This window comes from Micromonospora sp. NPDC051006 (assembly GCF_044456245.1).
Lineage (GTDB): Bacteria > Actinomycetota > Actinomycetes > Mycobacteriales > Micromonosporaceae > Micromonospora.
In genome coordinates this window covers 185240-208077 of sequence record NZ_JBITFP010000006.1, presented here as the reverse complement: position 1 = coordinate 208077, position 22838 = coordinate 185240, and the positions used below count along the sequence as shown (strand labels likewise).

At 71.7% G+C, this 22838-nt stretch carries 22 protein-coding genes and 1 pseudogene; 13 read left to right on the top strand and 10 right to left on the bottom strand.

Features of this window, described 5'->3' with window-relative positions; all coding sequences use genetic code 11:
* The first annotated feature begins 56 nt into the window (after positions 1-56).
* Entirely contained in the window at positions 57-710 is a 654-nt protein-coding gene (locus ACIBBA_RS13410) for a hypothetical protein (protein ID WP_396696880.1), read from the top strand.
* Between the two features lie 87 nt (positions 711-797).
* Here the strand turns inward: ACIBBA_RS13410 and ACIBBA_RS13405 are convergent, their stop codons facing one another.
* The 3 genes from ACIBBA_RS13405 to ACIBBA_RS13395 all read right to left on the bottom strand — a co-directional run bounded on the left by ACIBBA_RS13405 (position 798) and on the right by ACIBBA_RS13395 (position 2445).
* Positions 798-989, bottom strand: coding sequence for a DUF5703 family protein (locus ACIBBA_RS13405; protein WP_039906151.1), 192 nt, complete (start codon positions 987-989; stop codon positions 798-800).
* A gap of 98 nt (positions 990-1087) precedes the next feature.
* Complete coding sequence (locus tag ACIBBA_RS13400; protein ID WP_396696877.1) at positions 1088-2029, bottom strand: SseB family protein; 942 nt, start codon at positions 2027-2029, stop codon at positions 1088-1090.
* Entirely contained in the window at positions 2026-2445 is a 420-nt protein-coding gene (locus tag ACIBBA_RS13395; protein WP_350876510.1) for a YbaB/EbfC family nucleoid-associated protein, read from the bottom strand. Before ACIBBA_RS13395 ends, ACIBBA_RS13400 begins: the two co-directional genes overlap by 4 nt.
* A 93-nt stretch (positions 2446-2538) precedes the next feature.
* Here ACIBBA_RS13395 and ACIBBA_RS13390 point away from each other — a divergent pair, with 93 nt between their 5' ends.
* The 3 genes from ACIBBA_RS13390 to ACIBBA_RS13380 are packed head-to-tail and all read left to right on the top strand — an operon-like array spanning position 2539 to position 4857.
* Positions 2539-2871 (top strand): hypothetical protein, encoded by a 333-nt coding sequence (locus ACIBBA_RS13390; protein WP_350876508.1) that lies wholly within the window; start codon positions 2539-2541, stop codon positions 2869-2871.
* On the top strand, positions 2868-3929 hold the full coding sequence (locus ACIBBA_RS13385) for a WXG100 family type VII secretion target (RefSeq protein WP_396696875.1): 1062 nt from the start codon (positions 2868-2870) through the stop codon (positions 3927-3929). The genes ACIBBA_RS13390 and ACIBBA_RS13385 overlap by 4 nt, the downstream gene beginning before the upstream one ends.
* Before the next feature lie 19 nt (positions 3930-3948).
* Entirely contained in the window at positions 3949-4857 is a 909-nt protein-coding gene (locus ACIBBA_RS13380) for a hypothetical protein (RefSeq protein WP_396696873.1), read from the top strand.
* 33 nt (positions 4858-4890) lie between these two features.
* Here ACIBBA_RS13380 and ACIBBA_RS13375 read toward each other — a convergent pair whose 3' ends face one another.
* Positions 4891-5862 (bottom strand): aldo/keto reductase, encoded by a 972-nt coding sequence (locus ACIBBA_RS13375; RefSeq protein ID WP_396696871.1) that lies wholly within the window; start codon positions 5860-5862, stop codon positions 4891-4893.
* 190 nt (positions 5863-6052) lie between these two features.
* On the opposite strand from ACIBBA_RS13375, the gene ACIBBA_RS13370 reads away from it, so the two are divergent.
* Positions 6053-7105 (top strand): LLM class F420-dependent oxidoreductase, encoded by a 1053-nt coding sequence (locus ACIBBA_RS13370; protein WP_350876500.1) that lies wholly within the window; start codon positions 6053-6055, stop codon positions 7103-7105.
* Positions 7102-7938 (top strand): undecaprenyl-diphosphate phosphatase, encoded by an 837-nt coding sequence (locus tag ACIBBA_RS13365; RefSeq protein WP_350876498.1) that lies wholly within the window; start codon positions 7102-7104, stop codon positions 7936-7938. The genes ACIBBA_RS13370 and ACIBBA_RS13365 overlap by 4 nt, the downstream gene beginning before the upstream one ends.
* Positions 7939-8010: 72 nt before the next feature.
* On the opposite strand, the gene ACIBBA_RS13360 is transcribed toward ACIBBA_RS13365, so the two are convergent.
* A complete protein-coding gene (locus ACIBBA_RS13360; RefSeq protein WP_396696868.1) occupies positions 8011-8604 on the bottom strand; it encodes a hypothetical protein in 594 nt (197 codons plus the stop codon).
* An 870-nt stretch (positions 8605-9474) separates the two neighbouring features.
* On the opposite strand from ACIBBA_RS13360, the gene ACIBBA_RS13355 reads away from it, so the two are divergent.
* From ACIBBA_RS13355 to mshC, 4 genes are all read left to right on the top strand, one after another.
* Positions 9475-10188, top strand: a complete 714-nt coding sequence (locus ACIBBA_RS13355; protein ID WP_396696866.1) for a histidine phosphatase family protein — start codon at positions 9475-9477, stop codon at positions 10186-10188.
* Between the two features lie 147 nt (positions 10189-10335).
* A complete protein-coding gene (locus ACIBBA_RS13350; protein WP_396696864.1) occupies positions 10336-10920 on the top strand; it encodes a DUF3090 domain-containing protein in 585 nt (194 codons plus the stop codon).
* Positions 10917-11735: an SCO1664 family protein gene (locus ACIBBA_RS13345; RefSeq protein WP_396696862.1), complete on the top strand. Its 819-nt coding sequence runs from the start codon at positions 10917-10919 to the stop codon at positions 11733-11735. The genes ACIBBA_RS13350 and ACIBBA_RS13345 overlap by 4 nt, the downstream gene beginning before the upstream one ends.
* 88 nt (positions 11736-11823) lie before the next feature.
* A complete protein-coding gene (gene mshC, locus ACIBBA_RS13340) occupies positions 11824-13062 on the top strand; it encodes a cysteine--1-D-myo-inosityl 2-amino-2-deoxy-alpha-D-glucopyranoside ligase (protein ID WP_396696860.1) in 1239 nt (412 codons plus the stop codon).
* A gap of 148 nt (positions 13063-13210) precedes the next feature.
* Here the strand turns inward: mshC and ACIBBA_RS13335 are convergent, their stop codons facing one another.
* Together ACIBBA_RS13335 and ACIBBA_RS13330 are read right to left on the bottom strand one after the other, a co-directional pair.
* Positions 13211-14002, bottom strand: a complete 792-nt coding sequence (locus ACIBBA_RS13335; RefSeq protein ID WP_396696858.1) for a GntR family transcriptional regulator — start codon at positions 14000-14002, stop codon at positions 13211-13213.
* A 128-nt stretch (positions 14003-14130) separates the two neighbouring features.
* A complete protein-coding gene (locus ACIBBA_RS13330; protein ID WP_350876985.1) occupies positions 14131-15000 on the bottom strand; it encodes a PAC2 family protein in 870 nt (289 codons plus the stop codon).
* Positions 15001-15262: 262 nt separating this feature from the next.
* Here ACIBBA_RS13330 and metH point away from each other — a divergent pair, with 262 nt between their 5' ends.
* A complete protein-coding gene (gene metH / locus ACIBBA_RS13325) occupies positions 15263-18778 on the top strand; it encodes a methionine synthase (RefSeq protein WP_396696855.1) in 3516 nt (1171 codons plus the stop codon).
* Positions 18779-18835: 57 nt separating this feature from the next.
* Here the strand turns inward: metH and ACIBBA_RS13320 are convergent, their stop codons facing one another.
* The 3 genes and pseudogenes from ACIBBA_RS13320 to ACIBBA_RS13310 form a co-directional block, all read right to left on the bottom strand.
* Entirely contained in the window at positions 18836-18976 is a 141-nt protein-coding gene (locus ACIBBA_RS13320; RefSeq protein ID WP_396696853.1) for a hypothetical protein, read from the bottom strand.
* A gap of 459 nt (positions 18977-19435) precedes the next feature.
* The gene (locus ACIBBA_RS13315) at positions 19436-20149 is read right to left on the bottom strand and encodes a GNAT family N-acetyltransferase (RefSeq protein ID WP_396696851.1); all 714 of its coding nucleotides are present in this window, start codon (positions 20147-20149) and stop codon (positions 19436-19438) included.
* 29 nt (positions 20150-20178) lie between these two features.
* Positions 20179-20383 (bottom strand): annotated as a pseudogene (locus ACIBBA_RS13310) (IS5/IS1182 family transposase); the annotation flags it as partial.
* 226 nt (positions 20384-20609) lie between these two features.
* Between ACIBBA_RS13310 and ACIBBA_RS13305 the strand changes: the two are divergent.
* Positions 20610-21056 carry a GNAT family N-acetyltransferase gene (locus ACIBBA_RS13305; protein WP_396696849.1) on the top strand — a complete coding sequence of 149 codons (447 nt, stop codon included), beginning with the start codon at positions 20610-20612 and terminating at the stop codon, positions 21054-21056.
* A 274-nt stretch (positions 21057-21330) separates the two neighbouring features.
* Entirely contained in the window at positions 21331-21849 is a 519-nt protein-coding gene (locus ACIBBA_RS13300) for a GNAT family N-acetyltransferase (protein ID WP_396696847.1), read from the top strand.
* Positions 21850-22838: the final 989 nt, after the last annotated feature.

Sequence of the window (22838 nt, the reverse complement as noted above, 5' to 3'; positions counted from 1 at the left end):
GTGTCCGGTAGCCACATCCGGCACGCAACCTCCCCATCGTGAAGGGACACCCTCCCATGACCGACCAGCACGGTGAGCTGGACGCCGCCCTCGAGCGGGTGATCGACGCGGCTCGCCGCCACCTGGCCGCCGTACGCGCCGCCCAGGGCCGCATCGACGACGACGACGTGTGGCAGGCGTACGTGGCGTTGAACAACGCGTCCTACGCCTACGACGAGCAACTCCTGGACGCCTTCGGCGAGGTCACCCCCTGGGACGTGGACTCGATCGACCCGGACGAGGCCGACGAGCGCTTCGGCGGGGCGGAGGGCGCTGAGGCCGGCGACCCGCACCCGCGGGTGATCTCGGTCCGGCAACGTCGCGACTACCGGGTGCCCAGCGTCTCCGCGCTGATCCGGGTCGCCGAGGTCGCCCGCCGCGAGGGCACCCCCGAGGACGACGAGCCGGCGCCCGTGGAGGGCGTCGGTGAGGCGGTGCTGGAGCTGCTGCAGAACGGCGACGGCTCGCTCGGCGCGCTCGACATCCCGGAGCTGGAGCCGCTCGACGGGGTGGTCATGGTCAGCGAGGTCGGCACCCCGGTCGACCTGGAGTCGTTCGACGACGACGACCCGGTCGGGCCGTTCCAGCCGGCCGCGGACGACCGCCTGGTCGGCCGGCTCGACGAGCACCCGTTCCTCGACCTGGACGAGGAGCACGACCACGCCCACTAGGCGGTGACGCCCCGGGGCCCGGCCGTGCGCGGCACGGCCCCGGGGCGCGGGCGTGGCCCCCGGGCGTACGCCCCGGGGCGGGCCTCGTCAGTACGACAGGCCAGGCTGCGGCTGGTTGACCCGCCGACGGCGCAGCATCACCTGCCGCGTTCCGTCCCGGAACAGCCGCACCCGGGCCAACTCCCAACCGGAGAACTCCGCCTGGATCGCCAGCTGCGCCGCGGCGGTCAGCCGGTCGACGTTCGGCGGGAGCCGCAGCGGCGCGTATTCGTAGTCCATGAGCCCTATGCTGCCCAGCCCAACGGCCGTTCGCCACCCCGAGCGGGGTGACCGACACCGCCACCCGGGTGGTTCCTGCCACCCTGGTCGCCGGTGCCCTACTCGGGTGGCGGGTTCGCGGCGAGCAGGGCGGTCAGCGTCGGCGCGGCCAGCGCGACCGCCCGGGCGCTGCCCGGGTCCACCGCCAGCCCCCAGGAGGCGTCCGGCCAGTCCGCGAGCAGCTCGGCGCAGGGCAGCGCGACGAACGGCACACCGTCCCCGGCGAAGGCGGCCAGCGCCTGCGGGGAGGTGAAGACCGGCAGCAGCGGGGCGCCGGTGGCGTCGCCGACCACCGTCCAGGGGAAGTCGTCCTCCGGCGACGGTTCCCCGGCGAGCGGGACGCAGACCGTGGCGCCGGCCAGCACCCCGAGATAGCCGGGCAGGTCCTGCCGCTCGGCGGCCGCGGCGAGCAGCCGCGCGACCGCCGGTTCGCCCGCCGGACCCGTCGGGGCGGGCGCCGCCACCACGGACCCGGAGGTCGGGCCCGTCGGGGCGGGCGCCATCGCCACGGACCCGGTGGCCGGGCCCGTCGCGGCGGGCGGCGTTGCCGAGGAACCGGTGGCCGGGCCGGTCAGGGTGGGCGATGTCGGGGCGGACGCCGTCGCCGGGGTCGGGCCGGTCTCGGCCGCCGCGCGGGGAGCGGACACCGGCGGTGGCGAGGGGTGGCCGACGGGCGGCACGGGTCGGCAGGAGAGCGCGCCCGGGTCGGCGGTCAGCACCTCGGCCGCGGTACGGGTGACGAACGCGCTGAGCCAGTCCAGCCGCTCCGGGCTGCGCGTCGTCTCGTACCACCAGCCGGCCTCGTCGATCGGGCGGCGCCAGCCGAGCGCGGCCAGGCGTGCCTCGTCGTAGCCCGGGCAGAGCACCCGGACCACCTCGCGGCGCACCAGCAGCCGTATCCCGCGCGGACCGGCGGAGAGCTCCAGGTCGGTGTCCCGGGCACAGCGGGCGAGGGTGTCACGCAGCCGCGCGGTGATCTCCGGCCAGGTCGGTGGGGTCATGCCGGCGAGCCGGGCAGGCGGCCGTCGAGGCGCCCGAGCCGGCCGATGGTCTCCTCCAGGCGGCCCATCGCGGAGAAGTCGCCGGGCGTGCCGAACAGCTCGCCCAGCCCGGCGCCGAGCTGGGCGTCCAGCCCTTCGGTGCGCTCCTCGACCTGCTCGGCGGCGACCGAGCGGGCCTTGCCGTACGCCTCGAGCACCAGCTCCGCCAGCCCCTCGGTGCCGGCGCGCAGCGCGCTCGGCGCGAAGCTCAGGCCGGTGAGCACGCCGGTCGCGTCGACGGTCACGGAGACCAGGCCGCTCTCGTCGGTCGCGGTGGCGGACAGTTCGGTCAGGTCGTCGCGAAGGCCGGCGAAGCGCCGTTCGATGTCGGCGATCCGCCCGGCGAGCGCGTCGAACGCGGACAGCGGGTCAGCCATGAGATCCTCCCCCGTGGACAGTGGCACCGGGGTGGTGCCCGGTGGCCGATGAATCGTATCGTCGGTGCGCCGGACACACGGGGGAGGAACGGCATGCCGCCTGACATCGAGGTCGACGTGCACGCGGTGCGTCGTCTGGAGACAGCCGCCAAGCAGGTCGCCAGCTCGCTTGCCGCGTTGGAGAGCCAGATCGCCTCCGCCGGCGACGTGCCGTCGGGCGCCTTCGGCCACCTGCCGTTCGCCAGCGACATGCTGCGCGACAAGTACGCCGAGCAGGTCACCGGCGGCCAGGAGCTGTTCCGCTCCGCGCACGACGCGTTCCAGCGGGTCGCCCTCGCGCTCGGCGACACGGTGCAGATGTACGAGCTCAACGAGCAGGACATCGACGCCGGCTTCAAGGCCATCCAGTCGAGGATGCCCGGATGAGCGGGCCCGCCGGCAGCGCCGTCCAGCTGTGGAACGGCCTCGACAACGCGCTCTCCGGGGTGCAGGACGCGGTCGACAGCGTCTGCCGCACCCTCGCCTGGCCGCTCATCCAGCTCGTCGACATGGTCGACGGCGAGCCCGCCGCCCTGCGCGCCAAGGCAGCGGAGTGGGACGCGCTGGCCGCGCAGGTGCGCGACCTGGCGCAGGGGCACCGCGGCGTCCGGCTGGCCGCGCAGTCCGGGTGGCGCTCGCCCGCCGGTGAGGCGTACGGCCAGCGGCTCGCCGAGGTGGAGCAGCAGCTGCTCGACCTTGCCGCGCAGTTCACCGCGACCGCCGAATACCTGCGCGGCGTCGCCGACGGCCTGCAGATGGTGCACGACGTGCTCGTCGACCTCTGCGTCGAGTTCGTGAACTTCCTGCTGGTCACGCTGGTGACCGCGCTGCTCATGGCGCCGTTCACCGCCGGGGCCTCCTGGGCCGCCGGCGTGGGGCTGGCGGTGACCCGGGGCATGATCGCGGTGACCCGGGCGCTGAAGGTCATCCGCCCGCTCGCCACCCACCTGCAGAAGGTGATCAGGCTGCTCCAGCGGGTGCTGGTCTACCTGCGCAAGCTGCGCAGCCACCTCGACAAGCTGGTCGACAAGCAGAAGGCGCTGCGCAAGGGCGCGAAGTACGCCGACAAGCGGCGCGCCGCCGGCAAGGCCGACAAGTGGTACCACAAGGTCACCGACCCGGCGAAGGGCACCTACAAGCTGGGCAAGTCGGGCTCGCCGTTCGACATGAGCACCCTCGACCGGGCCGGCGCGCTGCGGGCGCACGGCCTCACCGACGGCGCTCGGGTGATCGCCCGCGACTGGGCCACCAACCTGCCGTGGAACGTGCCGAACTCCGTCGTGCACGGCGTCACCTGGGGCACCGTCGCGCTCACCTCCGGCCTCTCCGTGCCGGGCGCGGACCTGGTCAGCGACCAGATCGGCGAGAAGGTGCAGGACGGCGCCGACTGGATCGACCAGAATGTCTTCGGGCAGCCGCCGGCCGAACAGCCTGCGGGCCGGTAGCCCGTCGAGGAGGTAGCGCGTGACGTCAGGGGAACGGGGTCGGCTCGGTCGGTTCGCCGACGCGGTGCGGGGCGGCGCCCGCGCGGCCCGCGACAAGGCCCGCGAGCTGCGCGACGAGTTCCGCACCAGCGACGAGCCCGAGCGCGCCCTCGTCGCGCCGCTGCTGAGCGGGCAGGAGCTGCGCTACGTCGGGCTGGCCCCGGTCCGGGCGCCCGAGAACCACCGGGCGGGCAGCCAGCTGGCCGACCGGATGGCCGACGAGATGGCCGAGGCGCTCGATCCCCGGGCGCTGTTCGGGCTGCTCAACATCGTCAACCCGGTGGTCTGGGTGGACGCGGTGATGACGCCGGTGCGGCTGGCCGCCGGGGTGCTGCTGCTGCCCGGCAAGGCCGCCGCCCTCGCCGTCGGGCTGCCCGAGGAGGCGCCGCCGCAGTCTGGCCCGCCGCACCAGCCGGTACAGCGGGAGCCGTTGCCGCTGACCGAGGAGCAGGAGGCGTTCCGGGCGCTCTTCCGGCTCAGCCGGTACCGCCCGCTGGCCGACCAGCTCGCCGAGATCGCCTACCGCCGCCGCTACGTCTTCAGCGGCGACCTGGCCACCCTCGCCGGCAGCCTGCTGCTCTTCCTGGAGCGCTACAGCGGCACGCCGCTGGCGGTGACCGACACCCACCTGCACCTGCTGCGGATGGGGCGCCGGCCCGACGAGGGCCGACCCGACCGGCGCCAGCCGCGGGTGCTGTGGAGCGTGCACCGCAGCCGGGTGCTCCGGGTCGACTCGGAGCGCGGCACGGCGGGGCTGGTGCAGTTCCCGTCCACCATCTTCTTCGACGACGGGTCGTGGATCCGCATCGTCAACCCGGCGCTGCGCGACGACCAGTCCCGCTTCCTGACCGCGATCCGCGAGCTCCCCGGGCAGCGGCCGACGCCCTGACCCGGCCGAGCGCTCCGGCGGCGCCCGGCGGGGTCAGCTGTCGCGTTCGGGGTAGCCGACCGGCACCGACGACACGTCGTCCAGGGCGGTGGTGATCTCCTCGGGCAGCGTCATCCGCTCCACCTGGAGCGCACCGAGCAGCTGACCGACCGTGCGGGCGCCCAGGATCGGCGCGGTCACCCCGGGCCGGTCCCGGATCCAGGCCAGCGCCACCTCCGTCGGCGAGACGCCGAGCCCACCGGCGGCGGTGGCCACCGCCTCCACGATGCTGGAGCAGCGGGGCTCCAGGTAGGTGGCGACGAACCGCTCGAAGTGCGGCGAGGCGGCCCGGGAGTCCGCCGGGCGGCCGTGCCGGTACTTGCCGGTGAGCACCCCCCGACCGAGCGGCGACCACGGCAGCACGCCCAGCCCGAGCGCGTCGCAGGCGGGCAGCACCTCCCGCTCCACGCCGCGCTCCAGCAACGAGTACTCGACCTGCGCGGCCACCACCGGCGCCCGGCCCGGCCACGCGGTCTGCCAGGCCGCCGCACGGGCGGTCTGCCAGCCGGAGAAGTTCGACACCCCGACGTAGCGGACCCGACCGCTGGCCACCGCGTGGTCCAGCGCGGCCAGCGTCTCCTCCAGCGGAGTGTCCGGGTCGTAGCCGTGCACCTGGAACAGGTCGACGTGGTCGGTGCCGAGCCGGCGCAGGGACGCGTCCAGCGTCCGCAGCAGGTGCCCCCGGGAGCCGTCCCGGCGTCGGCCGCTGCCCGGCCGCAGCCCCGCCTTGGTGGCGATGAGCAGCTCGTCGCGGGGGACCAGGCTGCCGAGCAGCGACCCGATCACCGACTCGGCGTCACCGTCTCCGTAGACGTCGGCCGTGTCGATCAGGTTGCCGCCCGCGTCGAGGTAACTCTTCAGCTGGGCGGCCGCATCGTCGGCGTCGGTGTCCCGGCCCCAGGTCATGGTGCCGAGCGCGAGCCGCGAAACCGCCAGCCCGCTTCGGCCGAGCGGTCGCTGTTGCATGGGTGAACCTTATTTCGAACCTGCCGCAACCGATATCCTCGCTCCCGTCATGTTGCTCGGCTTCTGCCGGTGTTCCTGCCGCCCGGCTGCCGGAACCGCACCTCGCGGCCTTGCGGGTGAGCCGGTGATCGAGCCGACCGCCCGCATTGCGTAACCTGATGCGACCTGTGGTGCGGATGGGGGAGGACCAGTGCGACTCGGGCTCAGCCTCGGATACCAGACAGCGTGGAGCACGCCGGCGGACCACCTGGCCCTGGCCCAGGAGGCGGATCGGCTCGGCTACTCGGTGGTGTGGGCGGCGGAGGCGTACGGCTCCGACTCGCCCAGCATGCTCGCCTGGATGGCCGGCCAGACCGAGCGGATCGACGTGGGCAGCGCGGTGATGCAGATCCCCGGCCGCACTCCGGCGATGACCGCGATGACGGCGGCGACCATCGACGCCCTCTCCGGCGGCCGGTTCCGGCTCGGCCTGGGCGTCTCCGGCCCGCAGGTCTCCGAAGGCTGGCACGGTGTGCGCTTCGGCAAGCCGCTCGCGCGCACCCGCGAGTTCGTGGACATCGTGAAGCTCGCGATCGCCCGCAAGGAGGTCGCGTACGACGGCGAGTTCTACACCCTGCCGCTGCCCGACGGGCCGGGCAAGGCGCTGCGGTTGGGCTTCCACCCGCCCCGCGAGCACATCCCGATCTACCTGGCCGCGGTCGGCCCGAAGAACCTCGAGCTGGCCGGCGAGATCGCCGACGGCTGGCTGGCCGTCTTCTACGCCCCGGAGTTCGCCCAGGAGCAGCTCGACGCGGTCCGCGCCGGGCGGGCCCGGGCCGGCAAGGAGCTGGCCGGCTTCGACGTGGTGCCCTCGGTGCCGGTGGTGGTCGGCGACGACGTGGCCACCTGCGCCGAGCTGGTCCGCTGGTACGCCGCGCTCTACGTCGGCGGGATGGGCAGCCGGCAGCAGAACTTCTACAACCAGCTGGCCACCCGGATGGGCTACGGCGACGCCGCCAAGGAGGTCCAGGACCTCTACCTGGCCAAGCGGCAACGCGACGCGGCCGCCGCGGTGCCGATGGAGTTCATCGACCGCACCTCGCTGCTCGGCCCGAAGGAGCGCATCGCCGAGCGGATGCGGGAGTACGCCGCCGCCGGCGTCACCACGCTGTCGGTGACCCTGTTCGTGGCGGACCGGGACAGCGGCGTGCAGACGCTGCGTACCGTCGCCGAGGCGCTGGAGCTCTCCGGAGTCGGCGAGTGACCTGGGTCGAGGCCATCGTCCTGGGCATCGTCCAGGGGCTCACGGAATTCCTGCCGGTCAGCTCGTCCGGGCACCTGCGGATCACGTCGGCGATCTTCTTCGGCCGCGACGCCGGCGCGTCGTTCACCGCGGTGACCCAACTGGGCACCGAGGCGGCGGTGCTCATCTACTTCGCCAAGGACATCTGGCGGATCACCCGTACCTGGCTGCTCGGGCTGCGCGACCGTTCGGTGCGCTCCAGCCTGGACTACCGGATGGGCTGGTACGTCATCGTCGGCACCATCCCGATCGGCGCGTTCGGCTTCCTGTTCAAGGACCAGATCAAGACCGCCGGGCGCAACCTCTGGCTGGTGGCCACCACGCTGATCGTCTTCGCCTTCGTGCTGGCCTTCGCCGAGTACTGGGGTCGGCAGACCCGCACCCTGGAGAACTTCCGGATGCGCGACGGCGTGGTGATGGGCTTCGCCCAGGCCATGGCGCTGGTGCCCGGGGTGTCCCGGTCCGGCGGCACGCTCACCGCCGGACTGCTGCTCAACCTGACCCGGGAGGCGGCGGCCCGGTACTCGTTCCTGCTGGCCATCCCGGCGGTGGTGCTCTCCGGGGTGTTCAGCCTCGGTGACGTCTTCGAGCCGTCCGCGCCGGGCACCGCGGCCCCGACCGTCGCCATGCTGATCGTGGCCACGCTCATCGCGTTCGGCATCGGGTACGCGGCCATCGCCTGGCTGCTGCGCTACGTCGCCCACCACACCCTGTACGTCTTCGTGCTCTACCGGGTGGCGCTGGGCACTCTGGTCCTCGCCTTACTGATGACCGGCACGATCTCCGCCACCTGACCGGCTGCGAACACGCCGCTGGCCGGCACCCGTGTCAGGGTGCCGGCCAGCGGTCAGACCATTCTGTGGTTGTCAGCTGTTCCAGTGCTGGGCGACGAGGTCAGCGGCCTGCTGCTCCCACTGGGCGTAGGCGTCCGGGTAGGCCGACACCTGCACCGTCTGCGCGGCCTCGGTCAGCGGCATGTCCTGCCACCCGTCGACCTGCTTCAGACCCTTCTGGAACGCCATCGTCGAGTACTCAGGATCGGTGATTTGCTCCGGCGTACCCCAACCCGAGGAGGGGCGCTGCTGGAACAGACCCAGCGAGTCGTGGTCGTTGGCGTCGCCGAGGTGGCCCAGGTTCTCCAGCTTCGACTCCTGCAGCGACGTGGCGATCGAGATGACCGCGGCCCGCTCGTCCAGACCCGACTTCTTCGTCCCGGCGATGATCGCCTTCACATTCTTGGTCTGCTCGTCGTTCAGGTCGATACGGGACTGCTCGCCCTGCACGCCGTGCGGGATCAGCTTCGCCTTGTCCACACCCGGCTTGTCCACCTGCACCACCGCAACGGGCTTGGCGTCCACGGCCGGCGCGGCGGCGTGAGCGGCGACGGGGCCGGCGAAGATGCCACCGGCGAAAGCCAGACCAGCAACACTCAGAACGCTCTTACGCATGATCGTATTCATCAGGAAAGCTCCAATTCGGGGGTAGACACCCACAGCCGATAGGGGTCGGCACAGTGCGCGGGTGTGCAGCACCTCGACAGGCGCTCATGCAAACAAGGGGAAAGTCATTTCGGCCGGGCCACACGACAGGGGCTCATCGGCCAGGGGGGTCCGACGTGCGAGGCGGGGGCCTCACGGGTGCCGGGTCCAGGTGTAACGACCGGCTGCCCACCATCATTCCGGGGGCCAGGCCACCGTCGGCGACCGGATGAACCGGCCTGCGGGCGGGGCTGCTACCTCGGCCGTCGGGGATGTTCAACGACGCCCGGCCGCCCACCATTCCGGGCCCGGGATGCCCCCGGTCACACCGCAAATCGCCCAGATGTGCCCAGCTGGCACGGGTCGCAACGGGCCTCGGCCTGCCGCAGGAGGCATGCATGTCGGCTCGACGCCAGCCCTCGCAGATTGCGCCCCGGAAACCGGACAATCAGCCCACACGGCACCGGCCGGTCTCGGCCTGTCGCGCACGCGTCCGCGCGCGCGAGCACCCCGCCGATACGGTCCGGGCCGGTGGCCGGCCCGCCGAGCCCACGCCAGCGCCAGTACCGGCGACCGCCCCGGGATCACTGAAATCGGGGTGACGAAGCCACCGGGACAGGCCGACATCAGTGAGCCCGAGTTGGTCAAACCTGACGGACCCGCCCGATCGACTCCAGATCGCCCATCGCAGCACCAACCCAGCCTGGACACCGCCGTGTCGGGCGAGACAGAACGGACCATGGGGGGTCCGACTGCGGGGACCTCCGTCGGGCACCGGGCAAGGGCCCGAAGCGCGTGCAATGCGTACGCTCGGCGAGCGCGGCCGGTCGGGCAGGTCGGCGAGGTCATAGGGTGGTCCCCGTGGCGACCCTTCTGCTTCTGCGACACGGCCGGACGACCGCGAACGCCGACGGCGGCCTGGCCGGTCGGCAACCGGTCGAGCTGGACGAGACCGGTAGGTCGCAGGCCGCCGCGGTGGGTGAGCGGCTGCGCGGCCTGCCGCTGGCCGCCGTGGTGACCAGCCCATTGATCCGGTGCCGGCAGACGCTGGAGCTGGCGCTGCCCGACGCGACCCCGGCCGTCGAGGAGGGGCTGATCGAGTGCGGCTACGGCAGCTGGGAGGGGCAGCCGCTGAAGAAGCTGGCCAAGGAGCCGCTCTGGCCGGTGGTCCAGCAGCATCCCAGTGCCGCGGTCTTCCCGCAGGGTGAGGCCATGGCCGCGATGGCGGCCCGCGCGGTGGCGGCGGTGCGCTCCTGGGACGCCCGGGTCACCGCCGAGCACGGGCCCGAGGCGGTCTGGCTGGCCTGCAGCCACGGCGATGTGATCAAGGCCATCGTGGCCGACGCGCTCGGCGTACACCTGGATCTCTTCCAGCGGATCGTCGCGGACCCGGCATCGGTGACCGCGATCCGCTACACCCCGCTGCGACCGTTCCTGGTCCGGCTCAACGACACCGGCGGCGACCTGACCGGTCTGGTCCCGGCGCCGCGCAAGCGCCGCCGGCGGGCCCCCCGGCCGACCGACTCAGACGCCGCGGTGGGCGGCGGCGCCGGTGCGGCCCGCTGAACCCCGCGGGCGGCGCCGAGCCGACCCCGAGGCCGGCGGGGTCGCCACGCCCGACCGGGTCCGGCGGTACGGCGGGCGCGCCGGCCGGGCGGCGATTCGGGTCGGTGGGGTGCGCGACGCCATGACGGGCCGGATAGGGTCGTGGGTATGACCCACCAGGTGCACGCCTTCGAGCCGCCGGAGCGGTTCGTCGCCGGGACCGTCGGGCCGCCGGGGGAGCGCACGTTCTTCCTCCAGGCGCGCGGCGGCGGCCGGCTGGTCAGCGTCGCGCTGGAGAAGGTCCAGGTGTCCCTGCTCGCCGAGAAGCTCGAGGAGCTGCTCACCGAGGCGCAGCGCCGCTTCGGGGTCGATCTGCCCGAGGTGCCCGCCGTGATCGGCGACAACGAGCCGCTGGACACGCCGGTCGACGAGGAGTTCCGCGTCGGCACCCTCGGGCTGGCCTTCGACGTCGACAGCGCCACCGTGGTGATCGAGGCGATCGCCGCCGGGGAGGCGGAGGCCGAGGTCGAGCTGGGCGAATCCGACGACGACGATGACGACGATGACGACGACGAGGAGCCGGACGAGGACCTCGACCGGCTGCGGGTGCGGCTCACCCCGCAGGCGACCCGCGAGTTCATCGAGCGGGCCCGGCGGGTGGTCAACGCCGGTCGACCGCCCTGCCCGCTCTGCGGCCAACCGCTGGATCCCGCCGGGCACCTCTGCCCGCGGCACAACGGTTACCACCGGTGACGTCGTCCGGCATCCAGCCCCGACAGGACGGCAGCGCCGCACTCCGGCTGCTGCGTGACGGCGAGCTCGCCCTGGAGGGCCGGCTGGTCGACGCGTCGAACACCACCCTGCGCGGGGTGCTGACCCTGGACGACCTCAGCGCCCGCTGCGTCTACAAGCCGGTGCGGGGCGAACGCCCGCTCTGGGACTTCCCTGACGGCACCCTCGCCGGCCGGGAGGTCTCGGCCTACCTGGTCTCCCGGGCCTCCGGCTGGGATCTGGTGCCGCCGACGGTGCTGCGCGACGGCCCGTTCGGGCCGGGGTCCTGCCAGCTCTGGATCGACGAGCCGGAGGAGGCCGAGCCGCTGGTCGGGTTCGTACCGGCCGACGAGTTGCCGCCACGCTGGTTCCCGATCGCGGCCGCCCGCGACGACGACGGCACCCCGTACGCGCTGGCCCACGCCGACGATCCCCGGCTGGCCCGACTCGCGGTCCTCGACGCCGTGATCAACAATGCCGACCGCAAGGGTGGGCACGTGCTCGTCGGGCCGGACGACCGGATCTACGGCGTCGATCACGGGGTGAGCTTCCACGTCGAGGGCAAGCTGCGCACGGTGCTCTGGGGCTGGGCCGGCCGGCAGCTGCCGCCGGACGCGACGCAGATGCTCGACGCGCTCGCCGGCCAGGTCACCGGCCCGCTCGGCGCCGAACTCGACGACCATCTGACGATCAGCGAGATCGCCGAGCTGGCCGCCCGCATCGACCGGCTGCGCGACACCGGCCGGTTCCCGCTGCCGTCGGAGGGCTGGCCGGCGGTGCCCTGGCCGCCGATGTGAGCTGAGCGGCCCCGCCTCGACCTGCTGTCATGTTGATCACCTGTGGGGGCGGCCGCCCGGCTCCGGCCGGCTGGTTAGGCTGGCGGTCATGGAAGCGTGGACGGGACACGAGGTGCCGCGGCTGCCGGGTAGCGGCCGGCCGCTGGAGTTGTACGACTCGGCGCGGCAGGGCGTGCACCCGAGCGATCCGACGGACGTGGCGCGGATGTACGTCTGCGGCATCACCCCGTACGACGCGACCCACCTCGGCCACGCCGCCACCATGATCACCTTCGATCTGGTGCAGCGGATGTGGCTGGACGCCGGGCGTCCGGTCCGCTACGTGCAGAACGTCACCGACATCGACGACCCACTGCTGGAGCGGGCCGCCCGCGACGGCGAGGACTGGGTGGTCCTGGCGATGCGCGAGACGGCGCTGTTCCGCGAGGACATGGAGGCGCTGCGGATCATCCCGCCGGAGCACTACGTGGGCGCCGTGGAGTCGATCCCGGACATCGCCGAAAAGGTCCAGCTGCTGCTCAAGGACGGCGCCGCCTACCGCCTCGACGACGGCACCGGCGACGTCTACTACGACATCTCCGCCACGCCCCGCTTCGGCTACGAGTCGAACCTGAGCCGGGAGGAGATGCTGAAGATCTTCCCGGAGCGCGGCGGTGACCCGGACCGGGCCGGCAAGCGCGACCCGCTCGACCCGCTGCTCTGGCGCGGCACCCGCGAGGGTGAGCCGTCCTGGCCGGGCGGCGACCTCGGGCCGGGTCGCCCGGGCTGGCACATCGAGTGCGCGGTGATCGCGCTGAACCTGCTGGGCAACCAGATCGACGTGCAGGGCGGCGGCAACGACCTGCTCTTCCCGCACCACGAGGCGTCCGCGGCGCACGCCGAGCGGCTGACCGGCGAGGCGCCGTTCGCCCGGCACTACGTGCACGCCGGCATGATCGGGCTGGACGGCGAGAAGATGTCGAAGTCCCGGGGCAACCTGGTCTTCGTCTCCCGGCTGCGCGCCGACCGGGTCGACCCGATGGCGGTCCGGTTGGCGCTGCTGACCGGGCACTACCGCAGCGACCGCACCTGGACCGACGAGTTGCTGAGCGCGGCGCAGCAGCGGCTGAACCGCTGGCGGCGGGCCGCCGCCGCGCCCGCAGGGCCGTCCGAGGCCGAGCTGCTGGCCGCCGTACGTGACCGGCTCGCCGACGACCTGGACAGCCCGGGCGCCCTGGCGGTGGCCGACGCCTGGGCCGAGCAGGCCCTCGCCGGCACCGGCGACGACTCCACCGCCCCCGCCCTCTTCGCGAAGACGGTAGACGCCCTCCTCGGCATCCGCCTCTAACCCCCGCCCCCACCCCGCCCACCCCTGCCCACCCCTGTCCCGGGTCGATCATGCAGTTGTGGTGCCTCGCGAAAGGCACGACGGTGGGCAATCCGCCCACCACAACTGCATGATCGCCAGCCTGGGCCGGGTCGCCCGGATGGGGCGGTCAGCCGAGGACGAGCCCGGGGTCGGGTTCCGGGTCGGCGGCCGGGGCCGGGATCTTGTACTCCTCGGTGAGGGTGGTCATCGGGCCGGGCCAGGTGGCCTGGGCGACCTCGATCGGTTTGTGGGCACCGTCGTAGGCGACGTGCAACAGGTGCAGCACGGGGGTGTCGGGGCGGATCTGCAGCGTCTCCGCCTCCTCCCGGCTGGGCTGGCGGGCGCTGATCGTGTCGGTCGCCGAGACGTAGCGCCGGCCGGTGGCCTCCTCGGCCTCCTGGTAGAGCGGCCGGCCGAACGCCTCGGCCCGCTCCAGTGTGGTGCCGGCGGTGTCGCTGGGCATGAACCAGGAGGCGCCCACCTCGACGGGGGAGTCCTCGGTGCGGACCAGGTGCCGCCGGCAGAGCAGGTCGGTGCCGTCGGCCACGCCGAACGCGTCGGCCACCTCCGCCGGGGCCGGGGCCCGGCCGACGGAGACGAGCTGCTGCCGGTACCGGGCGGCCAGGTCGGTGTGGTAGCCGCGGAAGCCGCCGTAGCGTCCACGGGAGAGCCGGTTGAGCCGCCGCCGGGTGCCGCGGACGTACGTACCGGAGCCCGGCTTGGTGATGAGGATGCCCTCGACCCGCAGCTGGTCGACGGCGCGCTGCACGGTCTGCTTCGCCACGCCGAACATCTCGGCGATGGCCGGGATGGACGGCAGGCGCTCGCCCGGCCCCCAGTCGCCGCGCCGCACCTGGGCCTTGAGCTGCGCGGCGATCTGCCGGTGCGGGAACTCGGCAGCGCCCGGATTGATCTGCATCCCCGCCTCCTTGATCACATCTAGGTTCCTAGGATGCCGTAGAGGGTGTGTCGGCGCCACCCGGACACGCACACGAAAAGGCCGGGCCCGGACATCCGTCCGGGCCCGGCCGAGGCAGGGGAGAGGCGCTACCAGGAGCCGGCGGTCGGGCCGGCCGACCCGCCACGGCGGCGCAGGTACTTCTCGAACTCCTGAGCGATCTCGTCACCGGTCAGCGGGGTGATGCCCGCGTCGCCGACCCGTTCCTCCAGCTCGCGGACGTATTCGCCGAGCTCCGCGTCCTGCTCGGCGGCGCTGCGCACCCGCTGCTCCCACTCGGCGGCCTCCTCGGCCAGGTCGGCCATCGGCACCGGCAGATCCAGCACCTCCTCGACCCGGTGCAGCAGCGCCAGGGTGGCCTTGGGGCAGGGCGGGTTGTTGGCGTAGTGCGGCACGTGCACCCAGAACGAGACGGCGTCGACCTCGGCGCGGCTGCAGGCGTCGTGCAGCACGCCGACGATGCCGGTCGGGCCGTCGTAGCGGGTGGGGGTGAGCTGGTAGCGCTCGGCGGCCTGCGCGTCTGAGGCGCTGCCGCTGATCGGCAGCGGCCGGGTGTAGGGCACGTCGGCCAGCAGCGCGCCGAGCAGCACCACCCGCTCGACCTCCAGGCTGTGGCAAATCTCCAGCACCTGCTCGCAGAAGGTGCGCCACCGCATGCTCGGCTCGATGCCGCGGATCAGCACCACGTCGCGTTCGGTGCCCTCGGGGCTGGCCACCATGAAGCGGGTGGTCGGCCACTCGACCCGGCGGGTCTCGCCCTCGGCCATGGTGATGGTCGGACGGCTGACCTGGAAGTCGTAGAAGTCCTCCGGGTCGAGCTCGGTGACCTGCCGGGCCTGCCAGACCTGCTCTAGGTGCTCGACGGCCGCGGTGGACGCGTCCGCGGCGTCGTTCCAGCCCTCGAACGCGGCGATGGCCACCGGGGAACGCAGCACCGGCAGTCCGTCGAACTCCGTCACGCCGTCACCTCACCCTGCTCGTGGCGGGCGGCGGCGGGGTCGAGCCCGGTCGTCCGCCCCTGGTGCACGGTGGCGTCCCTGTTCTCCTTCACGTCCGTCAGCCTACGTGCCGGGCCGGGATGCGGCCCGTCGGCCGCGCCGTTCAGACGCCCGGACAACCGGGGCACCGACGGCGCAACCGGACAACGTGATCCCGCTGACACAATGTGGGACGCCGGGCGGGAGGCGGTCGCTGCGGCGGAGGTCGCACTAACCTGAAGCCGTGCGGACTTCGTTGCTCGACGTGCTGGCCGATCGGATCCTCATCGCCGACGGGGCGATGGGCACCATGTTGCAGGCCGCCGACCTGACGCTGGACGACTTCGACGGGTTGGAGGGGTGCAACGAGATCCTCAACGTCACCCGCCCCGACGTGGTGCGCGGCGTGCACGACGCCTACCTGGCCGCCGGCGCGGACTGCGTGGAGACCAACACCTTCGGCGCCAACCTGGCCAACCTCGGCGAGTACGACATCCCGCACCGCATCCGGGAGCTCTCCGAGGCGGGCGCCCGGATCGCCCGGGAGGCCGCCGACGCGGCCGCCACGCCGGAGCGGCCCCGGTTCGTGCTCGGTTCCATCGGGCCGGGCACCAAGCTGCCCACCCTGGGCCACGCCGCCTACGCCACCCTGCGCGACGCTTATCAGGAGAACGCCGCCGGCCTGATCGTCGGCGGGGCGGATGCGCTGATCATCGAGACCTGCCAGGACCTGCTCCAGGTCAAGGCGGCGGTGGTCGGGTCGAAGCGGGCGATGGCCGAGCTGGGGCAGTCGGTACCGATCATCTGCCACGTTGCCGTGGAGACCACCGGCACCATGCTGGTGGGCAGCGAGATCGGCGCGGCGCTGGCGGCCATCGAGCCGCTCGGGGTCGACCTGATCGGGCTGAACTGCTCGACCGGCCCGGCGGAGATGAGCGAGCACCTGCGCTACCTGTCGCAGCACTCGCGGATCCCGCTGTCGGTGATGCCCAACGCCGGCCTGCCCGTGCTGACCGCGGACGGGGCCTACTTCCCGCTCACCCCGGTCGAGCTGGCCGACGCGCTGGAGCGGTTCATCACCGAGTACGGCGTGGGCCTGGTCGGCGGCTGTTGCGGCACCACCCCCGAGCACATCCAGGTGCTGGCCGAGCGGCTGCACGGGGTCACCGCGGCGGCGCGTGAGCCGCGGCACGAGGCCGGCGTCTCGTCGGTCTACCACCCGGTGCCGTTCGCCCAGGACGCCTCGGTGCTGATGGTGGGGGAGCGGACCAACGCCAACGGCTCCAAGGCGTTCCGCGAGGCCATGCTGGCCGAGGACTGGCGGGCCTGCGTCGAGATCGCCCGCAGCCAGGCGCGCGACGGCTCGCACTTGCTCGACCTGTGCGTCGACTACGTCGGCCGCGACGGCACCCTGGATATGCGGGAGCTGGCCGGCCGGTTCGCCACCGCGTCGACGCTGCCGATCATGCTGGACTCCACCGAGCCCGCGGTGGTCGAGGCCGGGCTGGAGATGCTCGGCGGCCGGTGCGTGGTCAACTCGGTGAACTTCGAGGACGGCGACGGCCCCGACTCCCGCTACGCCCGGGTGATGCCGGTGGTCAAGGAGCACGGCGCGGCGGTGGTGGCGCTGCTCATCGACGAGGAGGGCCAGGCCCGGACCAAGGACTGGAAGGTACGCGTCGCGGCCCGGTTGATCGACGACCTGACCGGCCGGTGGGGGCTGGACCGCTCCGACATCCTGATCGACGCGCTGACCTTCCCGATCGCGACCGGCCAGGAGGAGACCCGCCGCGACGGCATCGAGACGATCGAGGCGATCCGGGAGATCGCCGGGCGCTACCCGGGGGTCAACTTCACCCTCGGCATCTCGAACGTGTCGTTCGGGCTGAACCCGGCGGCCCGCCAGGTGCTCAACTCGGTCTTCCTGCACGAGTGCGTACAGGCCGGCCTGACCTCGGCGATCGTGCACGCCAGCAAGATCCTGCCGATGTCGAAGATCCCCGACGAGCAGCGCGAGGCGGCCCTCGACCTGGTCTACGACCGGCGCCGCGAGGGCTACGACCCGGTGCAGCACTTCATCGAGATCTTCGAGGGGGTCGACGCCGCGTCGGCGCGGGCCGGCCGGGCCGAGGAGTTGGCCGCTCTGCCGCTGGACGAGCGGCTGAAGCGGCGGATCATCGACGGCGAGCGCAACGGTCTGGAGGCCGACCTCGACGCCGCGATGGCCGGGGGCCGCAGTCCGTTGTCGATCATCAACGACATCCTGCTCGACGGGATGAAGGTGGTCGGTGAACTGTTCGGCTCCGGGCAGATGCAGCTGCCGTTCGTGCTCCAGTCCGCCGAGGTGATGAAGACCGCGGTGGCCTACCTGGAGCCGCACATGGAGACCGCGGAGGACGGCGGCAAGGGTCGTATCGTCCTGGCCACCGTGCGCGGCGACGTGCACGACATCGGCAAGAACCTGGTCGACATCATCCTGTCCAACAACGGCTACGAGGTGGTGAACATCGGCATCAAGCAGCCGATCAACGCCATCCTGGAGGCCGCCGAGGAGCACCGCGCCGACGCGATCGGGATGTCCGGCCTGCTGGTCAAGAGCACGGTCATCATGAAGGAGAACCTCGCCGAGATGGCCTCGCGCGGGGTCGCGGAGCGCTGGCCGGTGCTACTGGGCGGCGCCGCGCTGACCCGGGCGTACGTTGAGGACGACCTGCGGTCGATGTTCCCCGGGCAGGTGCACTACGCGCGCGACGCGTTCGAGGGGCTGTCGCTGATGGACCGGGTGATGACCGCCAAGCGTGGCGGCGCGCCGGTGGTCGACCCGGAGCGGGAGGCGGCGCTGGCGGCCCGGCGGGCGCGGCGTGAGCGGCAACGGGCGGTGGTCACCGAGTCGTTGCCGGAGTTGCACGACTCCTCCGTCCGTTCGGACGTGGCCGGTGATGTTGAGGTGCCCACCCCGCCGTTCTTCGGCAGCCGGGTGGTCAAGGGCGTGCCGCTGGCCGACTACGCGGCGCTGCTGGACGAGCGGGCCACCTTCCTTGGTCAGTGGGGTCTGCGCGGCTCCCGGGGCGGTCAGGGACCGTCCTACGAGGAGCTGGTGGAGACCGAGGGCCGGCCGCGGCTGCGCTACTGGCTGGACCGGCTGATCTCCGACCAGGTGCTCGAGGCGGCGGTGGTCTACGGGTACTTCCCCGCCTACAGCGAGGGCAACGACCTGGTGGTGCTGGACGAGAACGGGCACACCGAGCGGGCCCGGTTCTCCTTCCCCCGGCAGCGGCAGGAGCGCCGGCTGTGCCTGGCCGACTTCTTCCGCCCGCGCGGCGAGCAGCTGGACGTGGTGGCGTTGCAGCTGGTCACCGTCGGCCAGCCGGTCAGCGAGTACGCGGCGAAGCTCTTCGCCCGCAACGAGTACCGCGACTACCTGGAGGTGCACGGGCTCTCCGTGCAGCTCACCGAGGCCCTCGCGGAGTACTGGCACCGGCGGATCCGCGCCGAGCTGACCCTGCCCGGCGGCCGTACGATCGCGCAGGACGACCCGGCGGACCTGGCCGGCCTGCTGCGCAACGACTACCGGGGCTGCCGGTACGCGTTCGGCTACCCGGCCTGCCCGGATCTGGAGGACCGGGCGAAGATCGTGGATCTGCTCGGGTCGGAGCGGATCGGGGTGGAGCTGTCCGAGGAGTTCCAGCTGATGCCGGAGCAGGCCACCGACGCCATCGTGGTGCACCACCCGGAGGCGAGCTACTTCAACGCCAAGTAACGGGCGCAGGTGCCCTGACCTGCGCCTGAGGTCGTCCGGAAAGCCGTTGAACCATGATCATGCCGTCTCCAGGCCGTCAACGGCTTCCGGGCCGTCCTTGGCGGCCTGGTCCTCGCCGAACGCGGTGTCGATGGCGCGGCGCCCTCGGTCCTCGCTGGTCGGTAGGAGATGCGTGTAGGTCGGCAGGGCGGCCGACACGCCTACGCCGGCGGCTGGCGCGGAAGCGGGAAGCCCAGGGGCCGCCGCAGAACGACGGACCGTTGACCGGTGCTGTGGTGGGCCGGCAGCCGGCCGGGCCGCGCGGCCACGAGTCCGCGCGGCGCAGGGAAGCGCACGCTGGCCGCGTCGGCGAGCTGGCGGCGGTCGCGGGGTTGCGGCTATTGCGCCTCCGGCGGGGGCGCTCGGGCTCCGAGATGGTTGCAACCCGTCGGCGGGTTGCGGTCCGTTAGTGGTTGCGCGAGCTATCCCGCCTGCCGTCGACCCGGGCAAGCCGAGCAGACCACCGCCCGACCCGCCAGCGTCCGACCGTGCGTCAAGGCCGTCTTGACGTGGCGGGCCGGGCGGCGGCCCGCTCCCCAGGAGGGCGGGGTCGACGGCAGACGAGATGGCAGAACCCGGGCTGCTGCCGTGTTGACTGGCCGGCCGCAATGCGGGGGCTCAATTAGTCATCCGCATGTACCAGACTGCCGTCGAGACCGGCTCGAAGCCGAGTCGCTGATACAGGGGCAGGCCAGCCGGGGTTGCGACGAGCGTGGCGATGCGGTCCGGGTGCGCGGCCAGCATAGCGTTCATGACCGCCCGCCCGAGGCCGGTGGAGCGATACTCTGAGAGCGTCGTGAGCCAGTAGATCCCCACAGCGTCGCCATCGTCGTAGGTATATCCAGCCGCCGCTGGCACACCGTCCCGCCGCGCCAGCCACACCTGCCATCCGGGCAACTGGAGCACCTGTGGCGGAAGCGCCTGCCCGGGGGTAAAGGGCTGAAGGTGGCGCAGCGGAAAGCCATCCACGATGACCTGTTCAGCCTGTTCCAGACCTGGCCGGTCGAGTACGGACACCACTGACACGCCGTCCGAGTCGAACGGCCTCACAGGGGCGGGCGGGCGAATCATGACTGGCATACGCAGGACGGTGGTTTCGACGGGCGCGGTAACGTCGGGTACTCCAAAGGGATCCTCTACCACGGTGCGTCCGGGCAGGCCAGGCGCCGCGACCAGCGCGGTCAGGTTGGCTTCTGGCAACCGGCGCAGAGCGAGGACGCGGGTACTACCCGACGTCCGCACCGCGAGGACGCCCTGGGGGACAGGGACGAACTGGCCAAGGCTGGCCCACATCCCGGCCGCGTTGGTGGAGTAAACATCAATCCTGGTCATTGGGGTGATAGTGCCAGAAGCCCAAGTGTGGTGGCGACGCCGACGGCGAAGCTGGCGGTAAGCCGGATGTAGGTGTCGCCGTTGCGCAGATGGGCCAGGGCGAGCAGGCGTCTGCCGACCTGGGTCGAGGCGCCGCTTTCGGGATCGGTGCTGGTTGCGGTGCGCGCGGATGAGGTCGGCGAGGTGGTGCAGGGTGCGGCTGGTCAGAGGGATCGTGGAGGGGGCAGACAGCACGAGCGAGCCTCCCGGCCCGGGGATCGGACCTTGGTCGCCTGTTGTCTTGCCCGCAGCCTCGCCTCATCGATCTCCAGGCTTGCCGCACCACCTGAGCTGCAAGATCAGCTTGGGAAAGGCTCGCTTCTGCCCGATAAGCGGTGATATTACGTTTTGTGTCTGTGGGTGGGCACGCCGGAAGCGGGTGGAATACGGTACCCGAGTGGTTGTCCTGAGACTCGAACCGATGACCGACGAGCAGTACCGGCTGTATCGGCAGCGGGCGGAAGCAAGTTACGCGCAGAACATTGCGACCTCCGGCGCGATGCCAGTGCCCGAGGCTTCGGAGAAAGCTCGGCAGGACTACAACCAACTCTTACCTGATGATCTGGACACAGAGGGTCATCATCTCTGGACGGCCTATGACGACGATGTTGAAATTGGCATGCTATGGCTGCAAATAGAACGGAAGTCGGACGGGCTGCACGCTTTTGGCTATGACTTCGAGGTGCGCCCGGAATTGCGTCGGAAGGGCTACGGCCGAGCAATCATGCACGCGGCCGAGGAGGTTTGTCGGCAGCTGGGCGTTGTGTCCGTCGGTCTGAGCGTCTTTGGGTTCAATCTCGGGGCTCGCACGCTTTACGAACAAATGGGCTTCGAGGTCGCCACCATCCATATGCGCAAGCGATTGTGACCAGGCAGCGACTCAGACACGTTTCCGGCTACCGACCAGTGCCCTTGGCCTCGCTGAACGGTCAGGGCGCATTTAAGAGGGAGTCCGCCTGCCACTGGGCACCTGCCATTCCCACTCGGAGTACTTCTGTAACGACGAGTGGCCAGCGGGGTATAGGTGCGAGGACGTGGTTCCCGTCCCACTGCCCCTATGAGTGGTCCACGTTGGGCGGGAAGGTCAGGCGCCAGGGTTGTAGGTTCTGCGCTGCTTGCGCGCACCGGTACCGTGACCGTTCATGCGTATTCGATTCGGTGGTCAGCAGGACATGGTTGGGCTCGCTCGCGTCCACTTGGCGACGCGGCAAGCTACCTACCGAGGGTTGCTACCTGACGAGGTGTTGGACGCTATGACACCAGAATCGTTGACGGCCTGGTGGCATGAGTATCTGGCGCAGGCACCCAAGCCGAACACTCTGTTGGTGGCCGATGTCGACGGTACTCCACAAGGATTTGCTCTCCTGCAGAAGGCTGGCCAGCGGGGCGAGGTCTTCGCCATCCATGTGCACCCGCAGGCGCAGGGGCAGGGCGTCGGACGGCGCCTGATGGAGCAAGGCCTCGGTGTGCTGCGTTCGTGGGGATGCGATCAAGCCCTGCTGTGGGTACTAGCCGACAACCATGGCGCCCAGGGCTTCTACCGAAAGCTCGGGTGGACGCCCATCCCCGAGGGCTCTCGTATCGAGGACATCGACGGTGCCCTGGTCGCGGAGGTCTGCTACGAGTTGCCGCTCACTCAGGCAATGGAGCATTTGCCGTGATAGACCTGGTCACGGCAAGTGGGACGTAGCGCGTGTCGACATAGTACGAGGTCCCGGTAGAACAGCAGTCGACCAAGATCCGATACCCCAACCGGGAACCTCGCTGTGCTGTCTCAGACGTCCACGATCCCGCTGTCCAGCCGGACCCCGCACCACCTGGCCGACCTCATCCCCGCTGAGCGCGCCCGGCGTCGAGGCCGGTGGTGGTGCCTCGACCTCGTCCTACACCACGTCGAGAGCCGCCGAAACCCAAGATGACAAGGGCTCAGTGTGGGCCCTCAGGCCGATCCGCTGGTGGCGGGGTAGCGCTCTCAGTTCCGGTGGTGGCGGGGTAGCGCTCTCAGTTCCGGTTCAACGTCTGAGTTGAGCGTTGGCGTCCGAGCGCGTCGATTGGTTGAATTCGTCTGTCCTCGCCCAAGGCGGGGTGGCTCCGGATGACCACGTCCGCAAGGTGGAGAGGGTGGCAGCCCGTTCAAGCCGGGCCGAGTCCGGGGAGCCCCGCCGGTTGCGGGGCTCCCAAGCCTCGCAACGAGCAGGTCAGCCGATGCCAAGCTCGGGCAACTGGACCTCGGCGCAGGGATCGACTGTGATCAGTCGGTCGATTACCGCGGTTCTCATGATCGCTCGCTTGGTCGCCCAAATTGGTCGGATCGACGACACGGAGACGCTCAGGCCAAGCCCGCTTACGAATGCTGTAGCTCGGAGTGGCGCAGTTGCCCAATCGGGCGGGCACCCAGCGCGGGATAGAAGTGCGTCGTCAACTGTGGCCGGTGCGCGCGGCGGTGTTCGGACGGCGCAGCGCCGGGCGTCCCGGTTCCCGGCTCACCCGATCTTCACGCCCCGCGACTCTCACTGTCCGGCCGAGGAATCTCCCCCCGGCCGGGTGTTGGCCCGCTCCGCCGGAGGGCCGGGGGGCGCGCGCCAACCCCTGGCGGACATGGGCTTCTGCCTCACTCGTTATGCCAGCTCCGCCGTAGAAGCGATGGCTG

Excerpts from the sequence above, each read along its gene's own strand:
- ACIBBA_RS13385 (WP_396696875.1), top strand. The coding sequence starts at position 2,868 with ATGAGCGGGCCCGCCGGCAGCGCCGTCCAGCTGTGGAACGGCCTCGAC.
- ACIBBA_RS13390 (WP_350876508.1), top strand. The coding sequence starts at position 2,539 with ATGCCGCCTGACATCGAGGTCGACGTGCACGCGGTGCGTCGTCTGGAG.
- ACIBBA_RS13305 (WP_396696849.1), top strand. The coding sequence starts at position 20,610 with ATGACCGACGAGCAGTACCGGCTGTATCGGCAGCGGGCGGAAGCAAGT.
- ACIBBA_RS13360 (WP_396696868.1), bottom strand. The coding sequence starts at position 8,604 with ATGAATACGATCATGCGTAAGAGCGTTCTGAGTGTTGCTGGTCTGGCT.
- ACIBBA_RS13405 (WP_039906151.1), bottom strand. The coding sequence starts at position 989 with ATGGACTACGAATACGCGCCGCTGCGGCTCCCGCCGAACGTCGACCGG.
- ACIBBA_RS13350 (WP_396696864.1), top strand. The coding sequence starts at position 10,336 with ATGACCCACCAGGTGCACGCCTTCGAGCCGCCGGAGCGGTTCGTCGCC.
- ACIBBA_RS13300 (WP_396696847.1), top strand. The coding sequence starts at position 21,331 with ATGCGTATTCGATTCGGTGGTCAGCAGGACATGGTTGGGCTCGCTCGC.
- ACIBBA_RS13335 (WP_396696858.1), bottom strand. The coding sequence starts at position 14,002 with ATGCAGATCAATCCGGGCGCTGCCGAGTTCCCGCACCGGCAGATCGCC.
- mshC (WP_396696860.1), top strand. The coding sequence starts at position 11,824 with ATGGAAGCGTGGACGGGACACGAGGTGCCGCGGCTGCCGGGTAGCGGC.
- ACIBBA_RS13410 (WP_396696880.1), top strand. The coding sequence starts at position 57 with ATGACCGACCAGCACGGTGAGCTGGACGCCGCCCTCGAGCGGGTGATC.
- ACIBBA_RS13395 (WP_350876510.1), bottom strand. The coding sequence starts at position 2,445 with ATGGCTGACCCGCTGTCCGCGTTCGACGCGCTCGCCGGGCGGATCGCC.
- ACIBBA_RS13375 (WP_396696871.1), bottom strand. The coding sequence starts at position 5,862 with ATGCAACAGCGACCGCTCGGCCGAAGCGGGCTGGCGGTTTCGCGGCTC.
- ACIBBA_RS13315 (WP_396696851.1), bottom strand. The coding sequence starts at position 20,149 with ATGACCAGGATTGATGTTTACTCCACCAACGCGGCCGGGATGTGGGCC.
- ACIBBA_RS13400 (WP_396696877.1), bottom strand. The coding sequence starts at position 2,029 with ATGACCCCACCGACCTGGCCGGAGATCACCGCGCGGCTGCGTGACACC.